The organism is Allobosea sp. LjRoot237 (assembly GCF_964253285.1).
Taxonomy (GTDB): domain Bacteria; phylum Pseudomonadota; class Alphaproteobacteria; order Rhizobiales; family Beijerinckiaceae; genus Allobosea.
Genome location: NZ_CAXUQP020000001.1, coordinates 4,283,124 through 4,308,456, shown reverse-complemented (window position 1 = coordinate 4,308,456; position 25,333 = coordinate 4,283,124). Strand labels below are relative to the sequence as shown.

Annotated in this window: 25 protein-coding genes and 1 tRNA gene; 8 read left to right on the top strand and 18 right to left on the bottom strand. The window is 63.5% G+C overall.

Annotated elements, in window-relative coordinates:
* Positions 1 to 125: 125 nt before the first annotated feature.
* On the bottom strand, positions 126 to 1,682 hold the full coding sequence (locus ACSQ24_RS20870; RefSeq protein WP_436097937.1) for an alpha,alpha-trehalose-phosphate synthase (UDP-forming): 1,557 nt from the start codon (positions 1,680 to 1,682) through the stop codon (positions 126 to 128).
* 218 nt (positions 1,683 to 1,900) lie between these two features.
* Here ACSQ24_RS20870 and otsB point away from each other — a divergent pair, with 218 nt between their 5' ends.
* Entirely contained in the window at positions 1,901 to 2,707 is an 807-nt protein-coding gene (otsB, locus tag ACSQ24_RS20865) for a trehalose-phosphatase (RefSeq protein ID WP_436096529.1), read from the top strand.
* A 14-nt stretch (positions 2,708 to 2,721) separates the two neighbouring features.
* The gene (locus ACSQ24_RS20860) at positions 2,722 to 4,560 is read left to right on the top strand and encodes a glycoside hydrolase family 15 protein (RefSeq protein WP_436096528.1); all 1,839 of its coding nucleotides are present in this window, start codon (positions 2,722 to 2,724) and stop codon (positions 4,558 to 4,560) included.
* 219 nt (positions 4,561 to 4,779) lie between these two features.
* Here ACSQ24_RS20860 and metW read toward each other — a convergent pair whose 3' ends face one another.
* Both metW and metX read right to left on the bottom strand, forming a co-directional pair.
* Complete coding sequence (metW, locus tag ACSQ24_RS20855) at positions 4,780 to 5,403, bottom strand: methionine biosynthesis protein MetW (protein ID WP_436096527.1); 624 nt, start codon at positions 5,401 to 5,403, stop codon at positions 4,780 to 4,782.
* A 188-nt stretch (positions 5,404 to 5,591) separates the two neighbouring features.
* On the bottom strand, positions 5,592 to 6,770 hold the full coding sequence (metX, locus tag ACSQ24_RS20850) for a homoserine O-acetyltransferase MetX (protein WP_436096526.1): 1,179 nt from the start codon (positions 6,768 to 6,770) through the stop codon (positions 5,592 to 5,594).
* Positions 6,771 to 7,054: 284 nt separating this feature from the next.
* Between metX and ACSQ24_RS20845 the strand changes: the two genes are divergently transcribed.
* The 5 genes from ACSQ24_RS20845 to ACSQ24_RS20825 all read left to right on the top strand — a co-directional run bounded on the left by ACSQ24_RS20845 (position 7,055) and on the right by ACSQ24_RS20825 (position 12,022).
* Positions 7,055 to 7,891 carry a chorismate mutase gene (locus ACSQ24_RS20845; RefSeq protein WP_436096525.1) on the top strand — a complete coding sequence of 279 codons (837 nt, stop codon included), beginning with the start codon at positions 7,055 to 7,057 and terminating at the stop codon, positions 7,889 to 7,891.
* Positions 7,892 to 8,061: 170 nt separating this feature from the next.
* Positions 8,062 to 9,171, top strand: coding sequence for a pyridoxal phosphate-dependent aminotransferase (locus ACSQ24_RS20840; RefSeq protein ID WP_436096524.1), 1,110 nt, complete (start codon positions 8,062 to 8,064; stop codon positions 9,169 to 9,171).
* Positions 9,168 to 10,112, top strand: coding sequence for a prephenate/arogenate dehydrogenase family protein (locus ACSQ24_RS20835; protein ID WP_436096523.1), 945 nt, complete (start codon positions 9,168 to 9,170; stop codon positions 10,110 to 10,112). The genes ACSQ24_RS20840 and ACSQ24_RS20835 overlap by 4 nt, the downstream gene beginning before the upstream one ends.
* A gap of 116 nt (positions 10,113 to 10,228) precedes the next feature.
* Positions 10,229 to 10,304 (top strand) — tRNA-Thr (locus ACSQ24_RS20830).
* A gap of 77 nt (positions 10,305 to 10,381) precedes the next feature.
* A complete protein-coding gene (locus ACSQ24_RS20825; protein ID WP_436096522.1) occupies positions 10,382 to 12,022 on the top strand; it encodes a hypothetical protein in 1,641 nt (546 codons plus the stop codon).
* Here the strand turns inward: ACSQ24_RS20825 and ACSQ24_RS20820 are convergent.
* The 4 genes from ACSQ24_RS20820 to ACSQ24_RS20805 form a co-directional block, all read right to left on the bottom strand.
* Positions 12,019 to 12,945, bottom strand: coding sequence for a toll/interleukin-1 receptor domain-containing protein (locus ACSQ24_RS20820; protein ID WP_436096521.1), 927 nt, complete (start codon positions 12,943 to 12,945; stop codon positions 12,019 to 12,021). The two genes, ACSQ24_RS20825 and ACSQ24_RS20820, sit on opposite strands and share 4 nt — an antisense overlap.
* 219 nt (positions 12,946 to 13,164) lie before the next feature.
* Complete coding sequence (locus ACSQ24_RS20815; RefSeq protein ID WP_436096520.1) at positions 13,165 to 13,878, bottom strand: SH3 domain-containing protein; 714 nt, start codon at positions 13,876 to 13,878, stop codon at positions 13,165 to 13,167.
* Between the two features lie 377 nt (positions 13,879 to 14,255).
* Positions 14,256 to 14,585, bottom strand: a complete 330-nt coding sequence (locus ACSQ24_RS20810; protein ID WP_436096519.1) for a hypothetical protein — start codon at positions 14,583 to 14,585, stop codon at positions 14,256 to 14,258.
* Positions 14,586 to 14,811: 226 nt separating this feature from the next.
* Positions 14,812 to 15,018, bottom strand: coding sequence for a hypothetical protein (locus ACSQ24_RS20805; RefSeq protein WP_436096518.1), 207 nt, complete (start codon positions 15,016 to 15,018; stop codon positions 14,812 to 14,814).
* A 60-nt stretch (positions 15,019 to 15,078) separates the two neighbouring features.
* Here ACSQ24_RS20805 and ACSQ24_RS20800 point away from each other — a divergent pair, with 60 nt between their 5' ends.
* The gene (locus ACSQ24_RS20800; RefSeq protein WP_436096517.1) at positions 15,079 to 15,330 is read left to right on the top strand and encodes a hypothetical protein; all 252 of its coding nucleotides are present in this window, start codon (positions 15,079 to 15,081) and stop codon (positions 15,328 to 15,330) included.
* Between the two features lie 40 nt (positions 15,331 to 15,370).
* On the opposite strand, the gene ACSQ24_RS20795 is transcribed toward ACSQ24_RS20800, so the two are convergent.
* From ACSQ24_RS20795 to ACSQ24_RS20745, 11 genes are all read right to left on the bottom strand, one after another.
* Positions 15,371 to 15,589 (bottom strand): hypothetical protein, encoded by a 219-nt coding sequence (locus ACSQ24_RS20795; protein WP_436096516.1) that lies wholly within the window; start codon positions 15,587 to 15,589, stop codon positions 15,371 to 15,373.
* Between the two features lie 56 nt (positions 15,590 to 15,645).
* Positions 15,646 to 16,224 carry a TIR domain-containing protein gene (locus ACSQ24_RS20790; RefSeq protein WP_436096515.1) on the bottom strand — a complete coding sequence of 193 codons (579 nt, stop codon included), beginning with the start codon at positions 16,222 to 16,224 and terminating at the stop codon, positions 15,646 to 15,648.
* 203 nt (positions 16,225 to 16,427) lie between these two features.
* Entirely contained in the window at positions 16,428 to 16,847 is a 420-nt protein-coding gene (locus ACSQ24_RS20785; protein ID WP_436096514.1) for a hypothetical protein, read from the bottom strand.
* Between the two features lie 134 nt (positions 16,848 to 16,981).
* A complete protein-coding gene (locus ACSQ24_RS20780; protein ID WP_436096513.1) occupies positions 16,982 to 20,668 on the bottom strand; it encodes a hypothetical protein in 3,687 nt (1,228 codons plus the stop codon).
* Positions 20,669 to 21,169: 501 nt separating this feature from the next.
* Complete coding sequence (locus ACSQ24_RS20775; protein WP_436096512.1) at positions 21,170 to 21,562, bottom strand: hypothetical protein; 393 nt, start codon at positions 21,560 to 21,562, stop codon at positions 21,170 to 21,172.
* Positions 21,563 to 21,622: 60 nt separating this feature from the next.
* Positions 21,623 to 22,174, bottom strand: a complete 552-nt coding sequence (locus ACSQ24_RS20770; RefSeq protein WP_436096511.1) for a ribonuclease H family protein — start codon at positions 22,172 to 22,174, stop codon at positions 21,623 to 21,625.
* Positions 22,167 to 23,003, bottom strand: a complete 837-nt coding sequence (locus ACSQ24_RS20765; protein ID WP_436096510.1) for a hypothetical protein — start codon at positions 23,001 to 23,003, stop codon at positions 22,167 to 22,169. Before ACSQ24_RS20765 ends, ACSQ24_RS20770 begins: the two co-directional genes overlap by 8 nt.
* Positions 23,004 to 23,804: 801 nt before the next feature.
* Positions 23,805 to 24,146: a hypothetical protein gene (locus ACSQ24_RS20760; RefSeq protein ID WP_436096509.1), complete on the bottom strand. Its 342-nt coding sequence runs from the start codon at positions 24,144 to 24,146 to the stop codon at positions 23,805 to 23,807.
* Positions 24,143 to 24,292 (bottom strand): hypothetical protein, encoded by a 150-nt coding sequence (locus ACSQ24_RS20755; protein ID WP_436096508.1) that lies wholly within the window; start codon positions 24,290 to 24,292, stop codon positions 24,143 to 24,145. The genes ACSQ24_RS20760 and ACSQ24_RS20755 overlap by 4 nt, the downstream gene beginning before the upstream one ends.
* Before the next feature lie 90 nt (positions 24,293 to 24,382).
* Positions 24,383 to 24,799, bottom strand: coding sequence for a hypothetical protein (locus ACSQ24_RS20750; protein WP_436096507.1), 417 nt, complete (start codon positions 24,797 to 24,799; stop codon positions 24,383 to 24,385).
* A 149-nt stretch (positions 24,800 to 24,948) separates the two neighbouring features.
* On the bottom strand, positions 24,949 to 25,278 hold the full coding sequence (locus ACSQ24_RS20745; RefSeq protein ID WP_436096506.1) for a hypothetical protein: 330 nt from the start codon (positions 25,276 to 25,278) through the stop codon (positions 24,949 to 24,951).
* Positions 25,279 to 25,333: the final 55 nt, after the last annotated feature.

Here is a 25,333-nt window from a genome sequence, read left to right as displayed (position 1 = left end):
GACACCGCAACAGCTGAGTCGCAAGCGCAAGCCGGGTTCCGCCGCCCCCTAGAGCCGGATCCGACCGGATTGAAACAATCTGATCGGTGAATCCGTCTCTCACTTTGAGATAGAGCGAGGAGCTTCTAGCCAGCCGAGGGAGCGTTCGGCAAGGCCTTTGCGCGCACCGAAGCGAACTTGCCATGCGCTGGCCGGGAGGCCTGGGGGAGGGTATCTAGGCGTGCAGGCTTGCTGTCCGCGCCCGATTTGCGTGTGCTGCGCAGCGGTTTCGGCCGTCCTGGCGGCACGACGTCGCCGCTGGGAATGTCGAGGCCGGAGAGTGCGGCGAGATAGCGCGATGTCCACCATGCGATGTCGGTCGAGGAGATCGTCGCGTAGAGTCGCTCGAAGCGGCGCAGACGCTCCGACTTCGGCATGGCGAGCGCGGTCCGGATCGCTTCGGCCACCTCGTGCGTGTCGAACGGGTTGACGATCAGCGCCTCGCCGAGCTGCTGTGCCGCGCCGGCAAAGCGCGAGAGGATCAGTACGCCAGGATCGTCGGGATTCTGCGCGGCGACATATTCCTTGGCGACGAGGTTCATGCCGTCGCGCATCGGCGTCACCAGCCCGACCTGTGCACGCCTGTAGAGGCCGGAGAGGGCGCTGCGTGAATAGGCCTTCTTCACCACGCGGATCGGCGTCCAGTCGAATTCGCCGAGAGCGGCGTTGAGCCGGCCCGCGACCTCGTCGGACATGCGGTCGAGCTCGACATATTCAGGCACGTCGGTGCGCGAGGGCGGCGCGATCTGCAGGAGGCCGACCTCGCCGCGGTGCTCCGGGTGATTGCGCAAGAAGGTGCCGAAGGCCTCGAGTCGTTGAACGATGCCCTTGGAATAGTCGAGCCGGTCGACGCCGATCACCAGCTTGCGGCTGCCGAGCGGCGCCGTTGTCGCCCGGACCGGCTGCGTCGCGGCCCGGACGGACGCGACGGCGAGCTTGCGGAAGGCCTCGACATCGATGCCGATCGGGAAGGCCTGCACCACGGCCTTGCGCTGGCCGGACCTGACGCGGTTGCCGTCGCGCTGCGCGCCGCATAGCGCCACCATCCCGCCGATCAGGTTGGCCACGTCGTTCGGTGTCTGCATGCCGATCAGATCATAGGCCGCCATCGTGCTGATCAGCGTCGCGGAGAAGGGCAAGGCGCCGAAGACCTCGGCCGGCGGCCAGGGGATATGGTGGAAGTAGCCGATCCGGTTGGTGACGCCGCGCCGGCGCAGTTCGGCTGCGAGTGGGATCAGGTGGTAATCATGGATCCAGATGATGTCGTCCGGCTTGAGCAGCGGAATCAGCAGCCTGGCGAAGCGGCGGTTGACGCCGAGATAGCCGGCATAATCGGTGCGGGTGAATTCGGTCAGGCCGAGCCGGTAATGCATCAGCGGCCAGAGCGCCCGGTTGGCGAAGCCGAGATAATAGCTTTGGCGCTCGGCTTCGGTCAGGTCGGTGACGGCGTAGGTGACCTTGCCGTGCCGTACCGGCTCCACGCTGCTCGCCGGCTCCGCCTTGGTCGCTCCGCTCCAGCCGAACCAGAGGCCACCATGCTCTTCAAGTGCGGAACGCAGGGCGACCGCCAATCCACCTGCCGCCACCTTTTCGCCTCGCTCGGGCATGGTGACGCGGTTGGACACGACGACAAGACGCATGATGCCTCACTTTTTTGCTGACGCTCGCCATAGAGGCGCGGGAACAGAACGCGCGGGCAGGCGTAATGTTTCGTGTGCACGCCGGCATCCCGGCTGGATCGCGTCGCCGCCGTGACCGGAACATGGCGACCATGCGCCAAACTGAACCGCGAATGTGGCGATGAGGGGACCATCTCTCGATTGTCGTCCTTTCGCCCGTTTCGCCTTCTAACCAGGCCGTCATGTCACAGATGCTAAATCCCGAAATCGCCGATCCTCCCGCAAAAGCCGCCGCCCAGACCGCCCAGACCGGGCAGATCGCGCTTTTCCTGGATTTCGACGGAACCCTGGTCGAGATCGCGCCCTCGCCGGACGATGTGAGGATCGACCGGCGCTTGCCGGGAGCGCTGGACGCGCTGCGCCAGCGGCTCGGCGGGGCGCTGGCGCTGGTTTCGGGGCGCCCCGTGGCGCTGCTCGACGAGATGATGGCGCCCCATCGCTTCGACGCCGCCGGTCTGCACGGTGCGCAAATCCGTCTCGGCAGCGCGGACGCGCCGCTCGCGGCGCCCTCCGAGGCGCTGCACACTGCGATCCGCGCCATGGTCCGCTTCGCCAACACGAATGTCGGCGTCATCGTCGAGGACAAGCGCCAGTCGGTGGCGCTGCACTGGCGGCTTGCGCCCGCGCTTGCCGACGAGGCGTTGGCGCTGATGGAAAAGATCGCTGCCGATATCGGCCCGTCCATGCGCCTGCAGCGCGGCAAGGCGGTTGCCGAGCTGGTACCCGCAACCGCGAGCAAGGGCGGAGCGATCACCTGGCTGATGCAGCAGGAGGCCTATGCCGGCCGCACGCCGGTCTTCATCGGCGACGACATCACCGACGAGGACGGCTTTGCCACGGTGAATGCCGCGGAAGGGCTGTCCATCCGGATCGGCGGGGGAGAGACCTGCGCCCGCCACCGTCTGGCTTCGCCGACCGCATTGCATCATGTTCTGCTGGCGGCCGCCGATGGCGGCGACCTAACGCTCGAAACCTTCTTCCAAGGCTGACTTCAGGAACAGGCATGACTGTGACGACCACCGCCTCGCCGCGCGTCGCTTCGCTCGATCTCGGCGTCATCGGCAATTGCTCGATCGCGGCGCTGATCGACCGGCGCGCCCATATCGTCTGGGGCTGCTTTCCGCGCTTCGACCGCGACCCGGTCTTCTGCTCGCTGATCGACAATCAGATCGACGACGGCGACGTCACGCCGAAGAAGGGCGTCTTCGCCATCGAGATGGTCGGCATGACCCGTTGCGAGCAGAGCTATCTCGACAACACCGCGATCCTCTCCTCGGTGCTCTCCGACGATCAGGGCAATGCGCTCGAGATCCTCGACTTCGCGCCGCGCTTCGTCCGTTTCGAGCGCTTCTTCCGGCCGCCGCAGCTGGTGCGCCGCGTCCGCCGCATCTCCGGCCGCCCGCGCATCCGCGTCGTGGTCAAGCCTTGCCTCGGCCTCGGCGAGGAGCCGGACGAGATCACCCGCGGGTCCAACCATGTCCGCTTCGTCGGCGCCGATCAGACGATCCGCCTGACCACCGACGCGCCGATCTCCTACGTGCTGGAGAGCATCCCCTTCGCCGTCGAGAAGCCGTTCTCCTTCTTCATCGGTTCGGACGAGGCCTTGCGCGCCGAGATCGAGACGACCTCGCGTGAGTTCCTCGACAAGACCACCGACTATTGGCGCGACTGGGTCCGCTCGCTCTCGATACCCTTTGAATGGCAGCGCGAGGTCATCCGCGCCGCGATCACGCTGAAGCTCTGCTCCTTCGAGGAGAGCGGCGCGATCGTCGCGGCGCTGACCACCTCGATCCCGGAGGCGCCGGGCACGCAGCGCAACTGGGACTATCGCTTCTGCTGGCTGCGCGACGCCTATTTCGTCGTCCATGCGCTCAATCGCCTCGGCACGACGCGGACGATGGAGGACTATCTCGGCTTCATCACCAACATCGTCGACACCTATTCGGAGAGCGGCGCCGAGCATCTGCCGCCGCTCTATCCGATCACCCGCGGCGGCGAATTGCGCGAGTTCGAGGTGCCGAACCTCGCCGGCTACCGCGGCCATCAGCCGGTTCGCGTCGGCAATGGTGCGGCGACGCAGATCCAGAACGACGGCTATGGCGCGGTCGTGCTCGCCGCGACCCAGTCCTTCTTCGACCGCCGCCTGATCCAGCCCGGCAAGGAGGCACTCTTCGCCCAGCTCGAGCGTATGGGCGAGCGCGCCATCGCGGTCTTCGACAAGCCCGATGCCGGCCCCTGGGAGCTGCGTGAGAAGCAGGTCGTGCACTCCTTCTCCAGCGTGATGTGCTGGGCCGCCTGCGACCGGCTCGCCCGCATCGCCGGCACGCTCGGCCGTGCCGACCGCAAGGAATACTGGCGCGGCGAGGCCAAGCGCCTGAAGGGCATCATTTCCGACCGGATCTGGAACCAGGAGAAGGGCCATTTCGTCTCGACCTTCGACGGGGCCGATCTTGACGCGACCCTGCTGCTCATCGCCGAGCTCGGCTTCGTCAAGCCTGAGGATCCGCGCTACATCGCGACGGTGGAGGCGATCGGCCGCGATCTCGGACGCGGCGATTTCATTTTGCGCTACGGCACCGAAGACGATTTCGGCTTCATGCACACGGGCTTCCTGATCTGCGCCTTCTGGTATGTCGATGCGCTGCACGCGATCGGCCGCAGGGACGAGGCCAAGGAGCTGTTCGGCCGCATCCTGACGCGGCGCAACAGCTTCGGCCTGCTCTCGGAGGATGCCGATTTCGAGACCGGCGAGCTCTGGGGCAACTTCCCGCAGACCTATTCGATGGTCGGGCTGATCAACTCGGCGATGCGGCTCAGCCGGAATTGGGAAGAGGCGTTTTGAGAGTAGCCGTCATTCTCGGGCGGGCACGTACTTTTAGCGAGGCGCGGGGAACCCCTCTCCCGGATGGGAGAGGGGCAGGGGTGAGGGCCCGCCGCTGATCATTAGGACGATGCGGAGCCGTTGCGCCTTTTGCGGATAGGGCAGGCCCTCATCCGGCGCTCCGCGCCACCTTCTCCCATCCGGGAGAAGGTTGGGTTGCGGTTCCGATCGCGAGCTCTCTTACCCCCGCTTCAGCAAAAACACCGCCTGCGCGCCGAAGAGGTTCCAGAACCACCAGGGCGCGCTGACGCCGACCCTGCCGCCGGCGACGTCGAGCGCGACCGCGCGCTCCTTTTCCGCGCCCACCGTGTCGCAGAGCGCCACGAAGTCGCGGATCGTGCAGAAATGGATGTTGGGCGTATCCCACCAGGCATAGGGCAGGGAGTCGGTCACCGGCATGCGGCCGAGGAAGAAGACCTGGGTGCGCATCCGCCAATGCCCGAAATTCGGGAAGGAGACGATGGCGCGCCGCCCGATGCGCAGCATGTGCTCGAGGACGAGGCGCGGATTGCGCGTCGCCTGGATTGTCTGCGAGAGGATGACGTAGTCGAACGAGTCGTCGGGATAATCGGCGAGATCGGTGTCGGCGTCGCCCTGGATCACCGAGAGCCCGCGCGCCACGCAGCCGGCGACGCCCTCGCGCGAGAGCTCGATGCCGCGCCCGTCGACGCCGCGGGTCTCGGCGAGCAGCGACAGCAATTCGCCGTCGCCGCAGCCGACATCGAGCACGCGCGAGCCCGGCGTCACCATCTCGGCGACGAGGCGCAGGTCGATGCGGTTGGTCTGGGTGTCCGGGAGGGTCATACGCAGCACCTCGTCAGCACGCGCCATTCCCTCCCCCCGCTTGCGGTGGGGAGGTTAGGGTGGGGGGGGGCGAAAAGCAGGGTTGCGCCAAGTCTTCGTCGTCGGGCCGAGCGGCACTGCCCCCCACCCCAGCCCTCCCCACCGCAAGCGGGGGGAGGGGGATCGGGCTGTGCTTGTCACGACGGCCATCACAACCCCCTGGCCCGCGCTGCGGCGCCGATGAAGCCGCGCGTCGTCGCGAACAGGTTGGGCTCCTCGAGCAGGAAGGCGTCGTGTCCCTTGTCGCTTTCGAGCTCGACGAAGGAGACCGAGGCCCCCGCCGCATTGAGCGCGTGCACGATGGCGCGCGAGTCGGTGGTCGGGAACAGCCAGTCCGAGGTGAAGGACGCGACGCAAAAGCGCGTCCGCGTCCCGGCGAAGGCTTTCGCCAGCACGCCATCATGGTCGGCGGCGAGGTCGAAATAGTCCATCGCCCGCGTCACATAGAGATAGGAGTTGGCGTCGAAGCGCTCGACGAAGCTGATGCCCTGGTAGCGGAGGTAACTCTCGACCTGGAAATCCGCGTCGAAGGTGAAGGTCGGGGCGCTGCGCTCCTGCAGCTTGCGGCCGAACTTGCGGTGCAGCGCCGGCTCCGAGAGATAGGTGATGTGGGCACCCATGCGCGCCACCGACAGCCCTTTCGAAGGCCGCGTGCCCTCGTCGAGATAGCGCCCCTGGCGCCAGTCGGGGTCGGCCATCACCGCCTGCCGGCCGACCTCGTGGAAGGCGATGTTCTGGGCCGAGTGCTTGGCGGCGGTCGCCAGCGGCAGGGCAGAGAACACCCGCGTCGGATAGGTCGCCGCCCATTGCAGCACCTGCATCCCGCCCATCGAGCCGCCGGCGACGCAGAACAGGCTGTCGATGCCGAGTGAGTCCATCAGGTGGGCCTGCGCCCGCACCATGTCGCGGATCGTCACCATCGGGAAGGACAGGCCCCAGGGCTTGCCGGTATCCGGATTGGTCGAGGCCGGGCCGGTCGTGCCCATGCAGCCGCCGAGCACATTGGCGCAGATCACGAAGAAGCGGTCGGTATCGATCGGCTTGCCCGGCCCGATCATCGCGGTCCACCAGCCGCCCTTGCCGGTGACGGGGTTACGGCTCGCGACATACTGGTCGCCGGTCAGGGCATGGCAGACCAAGATGGCGTTCGACCGAGACGCATTGAGCTCACCATAAGTCTGGTAGGCGATCTGCCAGTGCTCCAGCGTCGCGCCGGAATCGAGCTGCAGCGCCTTGTCCGGCCCGAACCGGGCGAGCAGGCTCGACGGCTGGTTGGCTTCGGCCAGCGGGTCGGCCAGGAGTTCGGGAGCTTGCGTCCGGTTCGGCATTCGGATTTGTCTTGTCGTCCGGTCCGTTCGTAATAGCGGACTTTACCGATGGCGCGGCTCTTCCCGCCTGTCAACGCGGCGATGCGTGGCGAGCGCTTTGCCAAGGCGGCTTGGCGCGCGTAAGAGGCTTTCGAACCTCAGCCCTCATCCTGAGGAGCGATCCGCAAGGATCGCGTCTCGAAGGATGCTCCAGCGTACTCTGGATCATCTTTCGAGACGCCGTTTTGCGGCTCCTCAGGATGAGGGCTGGAGGTCGTTCTTTCTAGAGGTTGGTCACAAGCCCCATGACCGAAGCCGCACCGACCACGCTTGCCGATCTGCGCAGCGAGATCGACCGCATCGATTCAGCGATGCACGGCCTCCTGATGGAGCGCTCGCAGATCATCGAGACGCTGATCGCGATCAAGAAGACGCAGGTTTCCGGCTCGGCCTTCCGCCCCGGCCGCGAGGCCGACATGATGAAGCGCCTGGCCTTGCGCCATCAGGGCCTGCTGCCGCTCGACACGGTCGAGAGCATCTGGCGCATCATCATCGCGACCTTCACTTATGTGCAGGCGAACTATTCGGTCCATGCCGACGTCTCGGGCGGCGATGCGCCGATGCGCGACAGCGCCCGCTTCCATTTCGGCTTCACCGTGCCTTACGTCCCGCATGAGGATGCCCGCGCCGTGATCGCGGCGGTGGCGGAATCGGCCGGCGATCTCGGCATCTTCCGCATGGATCTCGGCGCCAGCGCCGGCGTCTGGTGGCGAGACCTGATCGGTCCTGACCAGCCCAAGATCATCGCGCGCCTGCCCTTCATCGAGCGCCCCGACCATCCGGCCGGCACACCGGTCTACTGCATCGCCAAGCCGCTGACCGACGCCGCCGTGCGCGAGATCGTGCTTTATGCCGCCCGTGTCGAGCGCTGGTCGGAGCAGCTTCGCCACGGCCTCGCCCATCATCTCGCCGAGGTCTCGGCCAGTGCCGCCGACGGCTCGCATCTGGCCTTGCTGGTCGCCGCTTCCGGCGAGACGCCGGTCGAGGCCATCCGCGGCGCGCTCGAGCCGGCCGGCCTCAAGGAGCTGACCGAGATCGGTAGCCACGCCGCCCGCTTCGCCTTCAAATCCGTTCGCTCTTGAAATGAACCCTTGTCGCTGAACCCTCTTCGTCATCCCGGACAAGCCGCGTCAGCGGCGCCGATCCGGGATCCATTCCTGAACCGTTCCGGCATGGATCCCGGGTCTCCCTCCGGTCGCCCGGGATGACTTGGGTGGTTTAGAGAAACGCCTGAAACCGAAAGCCCCTCGTCATGGCTCTGCCCGCTCCCCGTCCCGTCCCGCGTCCCGGTGTCCTCGACATCGAGGCCTATGTCCCTGGCAAGTCCTCGGCTCCGGCCGGCGTCAAGCTGCACAAGCTCTCCTCGAACGAGACCCCGCTCGGGCCGAGCCCGAAGGCGGTCGCGGCCTATGGCGGCCTCGCCGGCAAGCTCGAGCTCTACCCGGACGGCTCGGCGACGAAGCTGCGCGAGGCGATCGCCGGCCGCTACGGCCTCGATCCGAACCGCATCGTCTGCGGCACCGGCTCGGACGAATTGCTGCAGCTGATCACCAAGGTCTATCTCGGCGATGGCGACGAGGGCGTGTTCACCGAGCACGGCTTCCTTGTCTACAAGATCGCCATCCTCGCCGCCGGCGGCAAGCCGGTGGTCGTGCCCGAGAAGAACCTCACGGCCGATATCGACGCGATCCTTGCGGCAGTGACGCCGCGGACCAAGATCGTCTTCCTCGCCAACCCCAACAATCCGACCGGCACCTATCTGCCCTTCGACGAGGTCAAGCGCCTGCAGGCCGGGCTGCCGCCGCATGTGCTGCTGGTGCTCGACGCGGCCTATGCCGAGTACGTCCGGCGCAATGACTATGCCTCGGGCCTCGAACTGGTCGCGACCAGCGAGAATGTCGTGATGACGCGCACCTTCTCGAAGATCTATGGCCTCGCCAATCTCCGCCTCGGCTGGCTCTACGGGCCTGCCGATATCATCGATGCGCTCAACCGCACTCGCGGCCCGTTCAACGTCAACGGCGCCGCGATCGAGGCCGGCGTCGCTGCCATCGCCGACGAGGCGCACATCGCCGCCGCGATCGAGCACAACGATAAATGGCTGGCCTGGACGACGGCCGAGCTGGAGAAGCTCGGCCTCACCATCACGCCCTCGGTCGGCAACTTCATCCTGATCCATTTCCCGGCGGGCGCCGGCAAGAGCGCCAAGGAAGCCGACGCTTTCCTGAGCCAGCGCGGGCTGATCCTGCGCTCCGTCGCGTCCTATGGCCTGCCGGACGCATTGCGCATGACCATCGGCAGCGAGGAGGCCAACCGCCTCGTCGTCTCAGGCTTGGCCGAGTTCCTGGGCAAGACAGCGTGAGCGCGCCGGAAAGCTTCGCGCCGCGCCGCGACGAGCCGCTGTTCGGGCGGCTCGCCATCATCGGCATCGGCCTGATCGGCTCCTCGATCGCGCATGCGGCGAAGGAACTGAACCTCGCCGGTCATATCGTGCTGAGCGACGCCGACGGCGATGTCCGCCGGAGAGCCCGCGAGCTCGATCTCGGCCATGAGATCGCCGAGAGCGCCGTCGACGCCGCCCGCGACGCCGACCATATCGTGCTCTGCGTGCCGGTCGGCGCCTGCGGCGCGGTCGCAGCCGAGATCGCCGGCGTGCTGAAAGCCGGCGCGATCCTGTCGGATGTCGGCTCGGTCAAGCATGCGGTGGTCGAGGCGGTGATCCCGCATCTGCCCGAGGGCGTGCATTTCGTTCCGGCCCACCCGGTCGCCGGCACCGAGAATTCCGGTCCCGACGCCGGCTTCCCCAGCCTCTTCCTCAATCGCTGGTGCATCCTGACGCCGCCGCCCGGCACCGACGAGGCCGCGATCGCCCGCACCCGCCAGTTCTGGGAGGGGATGGCGGCGATCGTCGAGGTGATGGGTTCGCAGCACCATGACCTCGTCCTCGCCATCACCAGCCATCTGCCGCATCTGATCGCCTACAACATCGTCGGCACGGCCGAGGATCTGGCGGCGGTGACGCAGTCGGAGGTGATCAAGTTCTCGGCCGGCGGCTTCCGCGACTTCACCCGCATCGCGGCATCAGACCCGACGATGTGGCGCGACGTCTTCCTCGCCAACAAGGAGGCGGTGCTGGAGATGCTCGGCCGCTTCAACGAAGATCTGGCGCTACTCACCCGCGCCATCCGCTATGGCGACGGCGAGACCCTGCACAAGCATTTCACCCGCACCCGCACCATCCGCCGCGGCATCGTCGCGCTCGGCCAGGAGAAGGCCGAGACGGAGAAGCTGAAGAAGGGGTGAATGAGAGGGGCGCTTACGGCCGTGCAGGATTCCTGGGCCGGGTGTGAATTCCGTGCGCCTTGCGACGCCTGCCTGCCTTGTCAAAATGGGGTCGGGCTGATACAGCCCCACCCGTCGCCGCAATAGCTCAGCTGGTAGAGCACCTCATTCGTAATGAGGGGGTCGGGGGTTCGAATCCCTCTTGCGGCACCATCCAACCTCTTGAGGTTGTTGATTTTCCTCGCTAATTTCGACCTGAAGCCGCTCCTTGGTACAAAAGGGCGGTACACATGGCCTTGCGAATGGCGAAGCTAGAACGAGACCCCAAGACCGGAAACTGGCGAGCCCGTAAGGTGATTCCTGCGGACTGCCGGGTCGAGTTTGGAAAGCGGGAAGAGAAGCCCGTCTGGCCCGCGAGGCTCTCCGAAGGGGAAGCTCGGGAACAGTTCGGGGTTTGGCTGGCGACCGTTGAAGGGCGCGTAGAAGCCATCCGACAGCGCAAGGCATCGCCTTCGGTCTCCGAGCTGTCAGACTTCCATATCGACCGGCTGGCTCGGCTCTGGCACGCCCATCTCCTTCAGGAGGACGAGGACCTTCGCAGCGACGGCCTATCCGATCACGGCTTCCGAAAGCATGGTGAAACGCTACAGGTCGCGGACGCTGTCAGCGGCTACGATGTAGCTCGGGGAGACACTGGCCGACTTCAGGAAGAGATGGACGATTTTGTTCGCTCCTACGGGTTCCGCCCCGACCTTGCCTCGCCGGAATACCGGAAGCTCTCGCTCCGGTTCCTGAAGGACTACCGCACTGCCACCAAGGGGGCCGTAGCGAGGCAGGAGGGGGAGATAATCGAAACCCCGAAGGCCCCTGAAGAGGTCGAGCTTCTCACAACCACGGAACTCTTCAGGCGTTTTGAAGAGGCGAAGAAGGGCCGGCTGGCTGATGTCACCCTGCGGGGATATGGTCGGAAACTGGCGTCATTCGGGGAGTTCGTGAAGGGCAGGGATGCGCGGTCCCTGACGGATGACGATGTGTACGCATGGGCGGCGCATCGGGAGAAGGAAGATAAGATCAAGCCGCATATCGTCCAGAAGAATGACGTGGCGGCCGTCAGCTCTGTCTTCGGGTGGGCGGCTTCGAAGCTCGGCGGCCAGCTTGTCCCCGTCAACATCGCGAAGGATATCGACCTTCAGGCTCCCGACCCTGTCCAAAATCGGGAACCGGTCTTCACCCTGAAGGAGGTCCGGAAGATACTGAAGGTTGCCCAAAAGGCGGGCGACGATAAGGAAACTCACGAGACCCGCAGGAATGCTCGCCGCTGGTGTCCGTGGCTCTGTGCCTACTCCGGAGCCCGGATCACGGAAACGACGCAGCTCCGCAAAGAGGATTTCTTTGAGGAGGGCGGCCAGTGGTTCATGCGGTTCACTCCCGCCGCAGGCAGCATCAAAACCCGCAGTTCCCGTGTCGTGCCCCTGCATGAGCATGTGCTGGCTGAAGGATTTCTGACCTTCCTACAGGCGGCCAAGCCGGGTCCCCTGTTCTATGATCCTAGCCGCAGGGCGAAGGAAGGAGCGGTGACGAGTCAGGCTGAGATTGAGTCGCAGAAGCTCGCGACATGGCTGGGGAAGGAAGCCAAGATCACGGACGGGGGCGTCCGGATCAACCATGCGTGGCGGCACACATGGAAGACAGAAGCCCTTGGGGTCAGGATTGAAGAGCGGATACGCGATGCCATAGCCGGCCATTCGGTCGGGAAAACCGCGCGGAAGTACGAGCATCCGAGGCGCTTGCTGGCGGAGGCTATGAAGCGGTTCCCGAGATACCGGCTGGATGACAAGCCAGCGCCAGCGGCCGGGGAGCTTCGGGAGGACGTTGGTCAGCCTGGAGGAGAGCACGGATTGGTAGCCGAGACTCCAAGCCGCAATGGCTAGAATGCTGCCGACTTATTCGGTGCAATGACATAGCTGAAAGTCAGCTCGTCTAGGGGGTCGCCGTGGCCTCGGCTCTGCAATCTCGTGATCTTAGTCGCGAGATAGTAGCCGGCCGCATTCTGCCAAACGACAATTTCGCCGAGATGCGGACACCTATTTTGTGAGGAGGTATCGTAGAGGGCCGCGTCCCCTATATCCTCGATGCGTGACACATTAAGAGCTAGTGCCACGGAGCGGATGCTAGGTGGATTCGAGTAGACGTAGATCGCTGTCGATCCTGCCCGCGACCATGCTGTCTCGAATGCCGTATCACCTGCGCCAACAACGTACCTGCCGTTGTTATTTGAGTAGTCGAAGGTCACCGTGCCTGACATTGCCGGGGAGACGTACCGCTCGGACGAGAATGACAGGCGCGGGACGACTACGTCGGGGCCCGGCTCCAAAAAGGGGTTCTGGCCCAATGGCGGTCGGGGCCTAATCTGCTCCCCGTGAATGTCCCGAAGAAGTTCCGCGTAGCCCGACTCATACAGCACCTCGTCACGGAAATCGACGTAGACCCGCGATGAAAGGAAAGTGGGCACAGGCGCCGTGGTCGCACTCTGACGGACTACAGGCACGATGCGATCTGATTTGAGGTCGCGCATGAGCTGTGCCGTGAGGATCATTTTCTCGTAGCCAACTCCGCCTTCCCCTGCGTTCGCCTTCTGAACGTAGCGTTCGGTACAGATCGCTAACACCCGGTCGGCATCACTCAGCCCGGACTCCATGAACCGAGGAAGATCGCTTCCGAATGTGAGGTCCCATTGGTCAAGGATAATGTCTACTCCGTTCTTGACCAGTCTCGTGGATACGCCAAGAACCCAATCCTTATGGGCCTGACTATCATGGGAGTAGGAAACGAAGACGCGCGGCGCAGGCTTCAAGGCGTAGTTCCAGTTTTCGCTACAGCGATGCTAACCAAAGCCTAGCTATAAGGATAGCGGATTGGCTGGGCACCCGGAGAGCTTTCACCCTCCGGGGCTCCAAACATGAAGTCACTTCACTTTTCGTCGCCGCTACCCGGAACCATGGCCCGGTGTGCCCTAATCCTATCCTTCAGGATCGCCTCACGGACCTCCGGGTTCTCCTCGCCAAGCCGCCGCTCATCTCCCGCCGCTAGCCCTAAACGCGGCTATCGCTCCCGGACTCACATCGCTCGGGTAGCAGAGTGGCGCTCGGCCGCCTGCCCGTGAGTGGGCGCTTCTGGCTCCGCATCGCCGCCCGGCTCTGTCTGTGTTTTCGGGGCAGCGGCAGTTGCCGGAGTAGGAAGCTGCGTCGAGCGTAATGAGCTTCGCGATGATCGCCGTATCAGTCAGGACTTCGATTTTGGGAGTCGGCTTCTGCTCCGCCTCGTCGTCGGGTGAAGGGCGCTTCGTCGTCAGCCTCCGCGTGCTCATCCACCCTTTAATGGCGCTGATCGGATGACGGACCTCCACCCATCCTTCACGCCTCGCCAGTTCTCCGACCTCCATCCCTGTCGGTAGTCTGTCCAGTATCTTCGCCCTGCTATCAGGGGCCGCGCGGAGAGGCACTTCCTTTCCGGTGACATACAGGCTCCGTTTAACGGAACGCTGGACTGCCGCAGACTCCCCCGGTGCCGTTTGGCGAGGAGGCGCTTGCCGAAGGCTTGGCTCCGGAGCTGATTGGGTTAGCCACTGTGAGGAGTTCCCGGTAGATGGCGCGAGCTCTGGCTGTATGAGGGCGACACGGGTAGGTGCGGGAGCCGTCGCAACAGGGGGCGACTTCGTCTCCCCGCACTTCGCGAGGGCGAACACGCACGCTCCTACAACGAGCCACCCGTTTAGCTTCCGCCCCATCGCCCGTTCTCGGACTGCTTGAAGGGACGCTAAGTCATCGCTTGGGCAACCTCAAGTTGGTCGGTGCGCCGTCCTGGTTGAGGCCTTCCTGGCTTCTGCGTCCGCTTGGATCGTCGCCTCGGTTAGGCACATGTCGAGGAAGTAGGCGAGCCCCGCGTAGCCTCCTGCCTTCGCGGCTTGCCGAAGGTTGGCTATGGGGTGGATGAAATCCTCGGCGCTGTAGGCCGGCGAAATACGGGCAGGGGAGTGACTCTTTTCCATGCCTTGCCTCATCCAGCGGCCGGGAACCTTCAGGAGGGCCTAGGGTAGCCTGAAGTGACGAACGGGTCTGTAGGGTCGAGCACATCGGAAGGCGGGTCAAAGTCGCGCTGCTCTTCTCACTTCAAGCAGGTCATCACCCCGCTCTTGACCTTCTCCTCCCATTCCGGCCCCAAGGCGGCCTTCGCCGGGATAGCATTCTCGGAACCGGGTTCTCCGTTCTTGAACATCCGAACGACGAGTGACTGGTCGTGCGATCCAGAGACGATAACGGGGCCAGGTGTGTAGGACGTGGTTGCACTGTAGCTGCCGCTGCCGCCGCCATAAGTCAGCGAGCCTTGCGTTTGGTACTGGCCGGGTAGCTGAGTCGTCGTGACGTTATTTGCGGCCGATCCACCGCCGATTACGTAGCTGTCATATCCAGCCTTGATGGTCTCAACCGCGGCCATATTGGAGGCGACTCTCGCCGCACCTGTTGAGCCGCAAACGGGGGCTGCGCTCGTTTGGATGACTAGCGTATTTCCTGACGTTCTGATTGCTTCACTTCTTGCGCAAGCGGTAAGCACGACAGCAGTAAGCATAGCGAACGCCAGATTTTTCATTGTAGCTCCCCCCGTCTTTGAGGCCACCATAGACGGCAGTGCACGCACAGCAAGAGCGTCGAGAGAAATGTGCTTAAGACGCGAACTTCCTCACGCTCCATAGCTGCCCCTTCACGTACCCTTTGGACACCTTCCTGTTGCTGTCCTCGGCAAGCACCTTCAGGTCCCTTATCAGGGCTCCTATGGCGTCCCTCGGGTTCCCTTTGAACTCGTACAGGACCGCGTCAATCTCGGCCTCCGTTGTTTCCTCCACGACAATCTCCGGCTCCTCGTCCGCCATCGCTTGACTCCCACTTCCGATATGATGTTCTAGGTATGTTCTCATATCGGAGGGAAGGCAATGGGAAGCGTGACCTATTTCGTGGCGCTGCCGTTTGGCCGGGATGATGATGGCAATCTCTGTGCTGGCGAGGCTGTGGAGGCTCCGTCAGAGCTGATCGCTAGGAGCCGGGCGGCAAGGCTCGCGGCGGTACATGAAGGTGCGGTGGCGTTCTCCCGAACGGGGGACCCGGACCTTGGCGAGTTTGCGGAGGCGGTGGTTCTTGCCCGCTATGGTGAGGTGCCGGCAGACGTAGCCACCTATGTCCTGTGACTGCCCCCCCGGAGCACCCTCCGGGGCTCCAAACATGAAGTCACTTCACTCTACGTCGTTGTCGCCCGGAGCCATCGCCCTGATCCGATCCTTGATGATCGCCCACGGACTGAGGGTTTTCCTCGCCAAGCTGTTGTTCCGCCGCCTGCCAGTAGGCCCCGAGGATGGACTTCAGGACCTTGATACGGGAGCCGTCGTACTCTTCGTCACCATCCGTCAGTTCCGTCCGGTGCTCCGGGGACCTGATGAACTCCTGCATGGTCTCCTGAGCGTCTTGTCGTCCAGCTTCACGAGCCCCGTCAGCTCCTGATGCGGTTAGCGGCCCACTGCTTTTGCTGCGTCATCGATCCACCGGCCGATCAAAAGCGAACCAAGCTGACCAGCGTAGCAGTGTTCCTTGGTTCCCATGCTCAAAGGCATTGCTACGTTGAAGGCGGCGTCCGGCAGGTACCTCGGGCGGTCTACTGCCGCAGTGTGGTTTGCATAGGGTATCCACCCGTCGGCTGTTAACTCGCACAGGTGCCATGTTGGCTCTGAAAGAATGCCTCGGGCTTTCTTATAGACCCCCATGAAATGGAGTGGGTTTGGGCCAAGCTGATCTGGGCGTAGCCGTCGATGGTGGTTGATACCGTTGAGATGAACGGCCAGCAGACCTCGCTTATCGACTACAGCGCGCGCGATTTCGTACCGAACCCATTCGCGCTGCCACGTCTCGTGGCCAACGAGAACACACACAACCGAGGTGTGCCCGACACCATATCGAATAAGGTTCTTTATACCCTCGCGGCTCGTGAGCTTCCGTTCTTCCCACAACGAGCTGTCGAAGAACCTTGGATGTCTTTTGGCGTCTCGCTCTCCGAACTCGAAGGCCTTCCTGACGTTATTGACCCGCATCACGTCGTCGTAATGGAATGAGAAAAAAGCTCGCCGTTCTTTTTGGTCCGAATAGAGCGCCGCAAGGCTGGCCGCGACAGAGGCACTAGGCGAGGATGCGCCGAGTAGTGCAAGGGTCGCGGGTCGCGGAGACGGGCCGCCAAGTCCGAAGAGGCCTCCTAACGGTAGCTTAGTCGGTCGGTCGAAGACGGACCCTCCCATCATCACCTCCAAAGAAACCAAACCAGCCCAATCAGAGCGGCTAGTAGGCTGTAAAACGGCCAGATCGACCAACTGCTAGCAGCGTTCCACCAGCCAATCTCAGACTTTGTTTCCAACTCCAGCCGGAACGTCGGCGGCGAGGTCCAGTCCTCGTCTGCAACTTCTCTGAAGTGTTCGCGGAACCACCGCTCGGTTTTCAGGTAGCGAGCGTCCAAATAGACGAGCCCTACGATAGGCACGAATGCGGCCAGCAAGAGAGCTGATGTCTTCAGGGTTAAGGCGATGCCCATCACGGCAGCAACGAGTGTCACTGCTGTTGTCTTGAGGCCAGCACTGTACCCGGCGGTGCGCGTGATGATTGTCTGGATCATCTCCAGGTTCTTCACGCGCAGCTCGGCAGTTTTGTCACGACTCAATGTCATGGCGCTAGTGTAGCACGTCTTACGTAGAGGGAGATGGAGGGCTGAGCGTTGTCCACGGGAAAATAGGGCATCGGGCCTACCAACCCCGGAGAGCTTTCACCCTCCGGAGCCTCTTTTGCATTCGTGAAGTGACTTCAGTTTTGCTTGGGCTGCTGAACGAGTGCCCGAGCTCTCGCGATCTGGCCCTTGATGAGTTCCTGCGCGAGGTCAGGCATCTCCTTCTTCAGGGCCTCCATCGCCATCAAGCGGAACCCGCCGAGGATAACCTTGAGGTGCCCTAAACGGGACCCGTCGAGGTCCTCTTCCTCATCGCCGTCCGTCATCATGTCCTGATAGGCCCGGCTGGCGATTTCAGCGGCGAGCATCTCATGGACGTTCATGCCGCCCATCTTCACCTCGCCGGTCAGCTCCAGATAGCGATCGTAAGCCGTCCTGCCGGTGACCGGACTGCGGTGGTCGAGGAGGTCAACGCCGTCCTGCACGGTCGGCGGGTGGGTGAACCCTTTGTCGCCGATCAGCGCCAGCCGTGCCATCTCGTCCTTCACGTCCTCGCGGGGGCTTGCCTTCCACTCTTTGGTGGTCGGCTGCTCCTTCCCGGTATGGACGCCAGCGACGATAGGCGAGAGCCAGCCCGGCCCGTAGGTCGGGGGCGGAGTGACCGGCTCGCCGAGGATGTTCCGGACGGGGTCCAGGTCCTGAGAGAAGCCGGGGACCTTGCGCCTCATCGCCTCCATGACCGTCCGCGCCTCCCGCTGGTACGGGTCGTCGTTCATCTTGGCGATGACGTTCGGCGCAAAGGACGCGGCGAGGCTCTTGGCGAGCTTCTCAGCGTTCCTGTCGGGATTGGTCAGAGTGTCGAGGAACTCCGTCAGCCCCTGAAGGTAGGATTTGGAGCTGAGCTGCTTCAGGGTGACGACCATGGCCTTGCCAGCCGTCTCCCACATGTCCTCATCTGACATCCCCCCGGCAAGCTCGGTGTAGTCAGCGGCCATCCCCAGGAACCCCGCGAAGGGGTCGAACCGGGCGAAGCTGACATAGGCGGTCGAGCCGTCCTCCTTTTGGACCCGCATCGAATAGGGCCGCCAGCCGGTAGCCTCCAGCAACTTGCGCTGCTTCGGGTCCTGCGGGCCGGCTCCGGTGAGAGAGCCTTCCGTTGCCAGCGCAACAGCGCCACCCCAAAGCAGCCCGCCCATCGCCATCTTCGCCTTGGCGTCGGCCTGAGCCTGAACACCACGGGCTCCGGCGAGAGCGTCGTAGTATTCCTTCCGACCCAAGTTCAGGACTGGCGTGCGATCCCAAGCGAACCGAAGGAGGTTCGTAGGTGTCCTGATGAAGGGCATGATGACCCGCATTGACGGGTGGTTGCCGGCGAACCGCTGGAGGTCCTCGCCAACGGTCGGCCTGCCGAACCATGTCGCCGCCTTGAGGTCCTTCGTGAAGGTGCTCTCGCGGGCATACTCAAGAGCGTCCGGGTTCTGAGCCCGGCCGAGGTCATCGACGCTCTCCTCCAGGCGCTTCGCGACGATCTGCCCGAAGGTCGTGAGGTCGCCCGACTTCCACGAACCCTCCTGCATCGCCTCTCGGTACGCCTGAGCCCGGACCTCGCCGCGATAGCTGATCTGCTTCACGAACTCGTCCATCGACATCATCGCGCGGCCCGGAAGGTTCACGAGGGTCCCGACAGCATCCGCGACCTGAGCGATGGCCGGGTTCTGGATGTTGAAGGCTTCGGACGGCGGGCGCTTGTAGGACATGTTCTCCATAACTCGAGAACGGCCGGGGTCGAGCTGCGGGGCGTTGAGGCGGAACGCCTTGGCGGCCATGCTGATGCCGTCCTTCACGGACGCCACCATGGTGCCGTACTGGATCGCCGCCTCAGCCATCTGAGCCCTTCCCTCCGCCGTGGAGTAGCGGGAAGCTCCGGCAAGGAACTTCTCTGCCGGCCGGAGCGCGGCGGTCATCGTGGAGGACACGAGGTTGACCGTCTGCGTCGTGAGGGCGGAGAGCATTCCGTTGGTGCGGAAGGAGATGACCGCGTTGACGAGGTTCTCGGCGAAGCCTCCCCGGATGACCTTGGAGACCGCCTTGGTGTTGATGCTGCCGTCAGCGTTCTTGCCGGCCGCCGCGATGTCCCCTGCCATGGCCCGGAGGCGCTCCTCGCCGGCTCCCCGCAGGCTCTCGATGTCGAGGTCCGCAAGAGCTCCGGAGCGGTTCTTCGCCGTGATCTTCATGGCGTTGAGCGACCGCGCGATCTGCGTCTGCTGGCCCCGGTAGTAGGCTTGGATGTTGGCGGCCACCTCGTAGTTCTTGATGAACGCCTCCGTCACCTCCTGCCGGTTCTTGTAGGAACCGACGCCGCCGAGCGGGTCGTGGTAGATCGCGGCGATATCGGTGAGCTTCGTGTACGCGGTCGTGAGCACGTCCCGATACATCAGCATCGCAGCCGGCAGGTTCTGAAGGTCACCCGCCGTCTTCCCGATCTGCTGGAGGAGAGCGGTCGAGTTGGTCCCGACCACGTCCGCCAGCTCGTCAGCCTGAGCCTTGAGCATCTCATTTGTGAGGACCTCGGCTCCGCCGCGCTGCTTGGCGATGGCGTCGGCATACATCCGCTGCGTCGCCGACATGACCGCAGTGAGGTCGTCGCCGTTCTCGATGAGGTCCGTGCGGATGCCCGAGAGGTTCCGGCCTTGGCCCCATGCCTGTTCCGCGATGGTCAGCTCAACGCTTTCGCGCAGGGCCTTCTCATCCACCTTGATCGGGGCTTCGGGAGCCACGGAGTTATCGTTCGAAGGCTTCGGCGCGGTCTCTTCGGTGACCTTCGCGGATGCCTCTGCGGAGGCCTTGGGGGCCTCCTTGGCGGCAGCTTCAGGGTTGGCGTTAGGATCAGCCTTGTTGTCGTTCGTCGGCTTCTGAGCGGCTTCCTGCGGTTGCTCGATGCGGTCCTTCGAAAGGTCCGGCTCCTCCGGCTTGAAGCCAGACTGCTCCATCTCATCGAAAGCCTTCACGGCCTCCTCGCGGTTGCCCGCACGGATCGCCCTAATCCCCCTGACGGTGTGGATCAGGCCCTCCGCCGCCATGCCGATGCCGAGACCTTCGACCGCATTCTTCAGGCGTCCGAGTGCCTGGCTGTCGTCTGGCTGGGCAGCGAGGAACTGCGTGACCGGATCGCGAAGCGAGGTGTGCGTCTCGATCAGGTTGGACAGGCGCTCCTCGTAAGGGTCGAAGGAGAGCATATCGACCAAAGCGCCACGGCCTGCGCCTTGAGCGACAGCAGCGCCGACAGTCGGGGCCGCGACCATGCCCGCCGCCTTCAGGAAGCGCCCGCCTGCGTAGTAGGCGGTGGCGAACTGAGTGACTTCCTTGACGAGACCTCCGGTGACCGTCTCGGCCTTCGGAGTGACTGCGGTATCCAGTGGGAGCGCCAGCGGGTTCGCGGCTCCACTGACGATGCCGGGCGCAATGCCCGACATGTCAAAGAGGTTGTTATGGATCCACTGGACGGCCGGCTGAGTGACCAGCCCGTACATGGCCCCGGAGGTTTCGTTGACGGCGGTTGCGATACCCCGGTTCACTTGGCCGGGGATTTCAAGAATGCCCCCGCCGATGTCCTTGGCGACCTTGCCGGCTGTGGCGAGGGGGCCTGTAGTGGAAGCGGGAGCAGTGAGAGACTCACCTTTTGCTTCAAGTGCGTCCAGCTCGTCTAGGAGCGGGTCCTCTCCCGGTGCGATCAGGGATTGGCCGGAGGCTTCAAGAGCGTCCAGCTCGTCAAGCAATGCGTCTTCGCCCGGCGCGATGCGCTGGGGTGCTGTGGTGTCTGCCATGGTGGCGTGAGGCTTTCTGTGAGGGGTCGGGGTTAGGCCGCCGAAGCAGGCGCTAGCCGGAGAACTGCCGGAAACTCGGCGGGTTTGCTGGGATGGTAGGGCGAGAGGGGGCGATGCCCCTGCCGGCTGGCCTTAAGCCGAAACCGGCTCAATTTCCGGGGTTTCCTGCCGGTGGCCATAGAAGGGGTTTGAGCCCATCCTGAAGGGCCAGAGCGGGCAGGCGACGGCCGTGCAGCGCCGGGCTTCGGAGCGGCTTCCACCGCTGCAATCTAGGCACTTTTCGCGGATCGCCTTCAGGATGGGCCTAGGCTCATGGCCGAAGGATCGAAGCTCGGAAACGTCCAAGTCTTTCGGGTTTCTGCCGATGAGGAAGCCTTCCACGGGGTCGGCTTCCATTACGGCGGTCAGGTTGGAGTAGAGGAGTTGGGACAAGGGGTCTTTCAGGGTAGGAGAAAACGAAACCCGCCGAGCGGATTGGCAGGGCGGGTTCTGGACTGGAGGTTAGGCTGCGCTTGACAGGCTATCGATGGCACCCCGCGCCATATTCAAGTTGAAATAGTCTGGCCAGACATCAGGCAGCGGCGGCATGATCTTGTACATGTTGAGCCGGAGTCGCTCTGCCTCCTTCAGACCCTCCTCGCAAAAGTAGTGAGCGTCCGAAATCAGGCCGAAGCTGCCTTGTTGTCCGAAACTAGCGCCCGAGCGTTCTCGACCTAGGCGGCTGAGCACACACAGGACATCGTCAATCAGCCAGTTTAGCCATTGATCGAACGCCCGCCGCTCGTGGCGCGACATTCTTTTCCACGACTTCCGAACCGGAGGGGTGGTCCACGGGCCAGTGATTACATTCTGCATTGGTTTTTCTCCAGGAAGCTCAGTCGGGATGTCCGACATGAAAAGCCCGCCAAGCAGGATTGCCGGGCGGGGTGGGTGAACTCGAAATGTGAAGTGACTTCAGGCGATCTTCTGGCGGGCCAAGTGCGCTTTGAGCTTTTCAGCTTCCGCCCTCGCCAGTCCATCGACCTCCTCATTCTGGAGGTGACCGGCATGCCCCTTCGTCCAAACCCATTCGAGTTTGGCAGGCTTCTCCGCCAGCTCCACGAGCTGAAGCCAAAGGTCGAGGTTCTTGATTGGCTTGTTGTCCGACCCGCGCCAGCTCTTTCGCTTCCAGCCGAAGCGCCACTCGGTCATGCCTTTGGTGACGAGCTGAGAGTCCCCGACCATCGTGACGAAGGCTCCCGGCCGGATGGCTTCAAGGGCCTTGATGGCGGCTGTTAGTTCCGCGCGGTTGTTCGTCGTGTCGGGCAGGGGGCCTTTGAGAGTCTTGCGGGAGCCTGTCAGGTCGTTGAGGAGGACTGCGGCGTATCCCCCTGGGTGAAGCGTTCCGGGCGGGGCTCCGGCAGTGAGCAGGCATGAGCCGTCGAAGTGGACGGTGATTTCCCGACGGGGCAGAGCTTCAGAGCCAGTCGGTGATTGCTCTTCGGTTTGGGCGAGCACCTCACTCATCGTTCTCTTCCTTCGGAAGGACCCACACTCGATGGTGCCTTTGAGTTGGCGACATCCGATGAAGAGTTGGGGCGTACCTGAGAAGCTCAACAATGGTGAAGTTCGGATCAGTGGGCTTCACCCAGCGGCGACCGCAATCCGGGGTGTAAAGTGCTTCAGTAATGTATCCATCAGGCAGGGCCTCACTGTCCGACCACTTGATGGCTTCGACAGGCGCGGTGCAGCTTCGACCCCGAGGCGGGACTTTGTCCCCGACCATCCGCTTAGCCCAATATAGCGCCTGCTCTTTCCGACGCTGGCAAGCGGCTCGCTGTGCTTTGCGGGCTTGGCTGTACCGCGTGACCAATGCAGGTGTGACCTCAAGGATGGTCGCTACGGTCTTGAGCATCAGGTGCGGGTAGTGGTCGAGAACCCAACAGGTGAGCTGTCGGGTATCGAGCGGTTCCTGACGGGTCGCCTTGAAGGCGGTGAGGGCGCGCCTGACTTCGCCGACCTCATCATCCTTCCGACACTCCCTCTCATAGTCAGCCCTTGCATCGTGCCATCCTTGGTCGATGACGGCTTGCCCATAGGGGCTGAACACGTCGAAGGGGTATCCGGACCTGGGCTTGTCATGGCGTAGGCCAAACCCCGCCTCTACGAGGTTTCGGGGAAGTCGGAACCGGACGCCCTCCTTAGCGAGGATGCCCATGTGATGAAGAATGAGACGGGTGGTCTTTGGACCTACCCCGTACCGTTCGCCGAGTTCGGTGGTCGTGATCCACTCTCCGATGGACTTGGTTTCTAACCGGCCGGTGGCACGGTCGAGGACCTCTTGTTGGTATTGCATGATCGGGTCTCCAGCGGGCCGAAGGCCCTGAGAAACGAGAAAACCCGCCACTGAGGGCGGGTCGGTGAAGTGACTTCAGATTTGGTCAGCTAAGTCGGCTAGGTTCGCCAGCCGGCTCCGGAACGGGCCTGCGGGCGTCTGTCATCTCTTCCGTAGCGGGGCTTGGTCTCTGAGACTTTACGGATGGTCAGGTTCAGGCGGCGAAGGTCGGTGTGGTCGCCGCTGACATATGAGACGCGCACTGAGCGATCCTGCGGGGATGTAAGCCCGAGGATGACGCGGGCAACCCGGGCATGGCCGCGCCCCTTCGCGTAGGTGGTGACGTATCCGAGGTGGAGATACCAATTCGGGGAGAAGCCTGCGGCAAGCACCCGCTGGTGGTCTTGAGGTGAGATGCGGGCGAACCTGTCAGAGTTCGCGAGGGGAACGCGGAGGAAAGGCTGTCCGGTTCGGACGTCGGTCGTCGTATCGGGTGGCCGGAGGGCCTCGTAAGGCATCGGCAGGGGGCTCCTGTAGTTGTGTATGAGGATAAAGCGATAGATCAGACAGAGATGAAGCGGAACTTCACAAGTGAAGTCACTCCACGTTTGGCATCGGTATGGGTAGAGGTGGTCCCTATTCGACCGCGCGCGCTCCGGCCAATGCGACCGAAGCGGTTTTTAGGGCAATAGTGGTCCCTAATCGACGCCCGGCAGCACGTTCCCGTACTTCGGGGCGGCTACGGCTTAAGGTGCAACCCAATCGACCTGAAGTGACTTCACGGTGGCCGGCAATGGCGGTCTGGATAAGTGAAGGTGGTCCCTAATCGCCGCGCGCGCCTAAAAGTCCCTCAATCTCTCCTGCAACGCCCCTGCCGTACTCCGTCAGGCTCACCACAAGCACGCCCTTCTCCTTCCGCGTCCGCACCAACAGCGCATCCTCCATGAGCACGATGTTCCGGTAGCCACTGCCGGCTCCCATCGTCAGGGCCTTCTCCAGCTCTGGCTTCGCTATCTCTCCCCGGCAGGCGACCAGCAGGAACGCGGCGGCCGACCTCATCTCCCATCGGTCGTGGATTTGGTTGAGCCGCTGGAGGACTAGGAGGAGGCGTGCAAGGGGCGGGAGGCGGCTGGCGGGTTTCGTCCTGGGGGCCTGCGTCGTCATGGGCAGCTCTTCGGGCAGTAGCTCGGGCGGCCGCTCTCCGGGTGGTCGGGACCGCAGTAGGTCAGCGCATGGCGGACGATCTGCGCATTGCTAGGCGAATAGACCCACATGAAGAGGGTCCCGGCGAGGAACCAAATGACCGGCATTGGGGGGCTCCGGATGGTCGAGCTGGAGACGGAAAGGCCGGAGTGGATTGCTCCGCCCCGGCCGGGTAGGCATCGAAAAGTGAAGGGACTTCAGGTTTCTGAGGAGAGACCCTGATGGGTGCGTCCCAAGGGCTTGCCGATGAAGTGGCTGAAGAGGCCCCCGAGGAGGCATGCGGAGAAACCTGCGAGGGTGACGACAGGAGCAGCGAGGGTGAGCCAAGCGGTCTGGTTCCACGTCAGCGGGGAGTTCCGCGTCTCCAATCCGGCCTTGGTCGGGCGGTCCACGTTGATGAGCCAGCGTCCAACCTGAAGGCTATAGCCCCGGATGGCCCCGGTCCCTTTGATCTCAACGCCATCGTCGCCGCATGTATCGTCTTCGTGGTGCGTGTCGAGGTGGAAGAAGGGGAGCCAGTCATGGCGCTTCTCTTCCCGCTGAACGAATGATGCGCCGATGAGAGGGATGGCGATGTACTGTGAGAAGTTGATGCTATTGCTGGAGGTCGTCACGGTCGGTCCCCGGAAAGGCAGCCTTATGGCTACACTTTCATGAGTCCTTGTCCGTTTCCGGTCTAATCAGTTTTTTGACTCGATCAGGCCGGATGGATTCCGTTCTGTGATGTATCCGGGGGTGGATCGCTGTCGGCACTAGGGCGTCGTCAGAGGACCTCTGCTCCAAGACGTTTTTGGAGGCGTCCCTTCAGTTCGAAGAGGCCCGAAATGAACCGCTGCAAGCTGAAAAAGTCGCGAGTCGCAAAAAGGTCTCGCATGTGATCTTCATCGAAATCGTCCACCCCCACGCCGAGATGATCGAGCATTAACCGCTCAAACTCCTCGGTCTCGTCGTCCGGAAGATACCGCAAGACGCCGTCCGCGATCACGGTCTCGCAAAAGCACTCGGCCACCCGCTCGCCAATCGGGAGAGAGTTCAGCGTCGTGCTATAAAAGAACTGGTCTAGGGAGGCATGAAGACGCTCAAGGCCGTGCATCTGACAAACTCCGAATCAGGTCGCTTTAGCGTAGATCGGATCATATCTCAGCCAT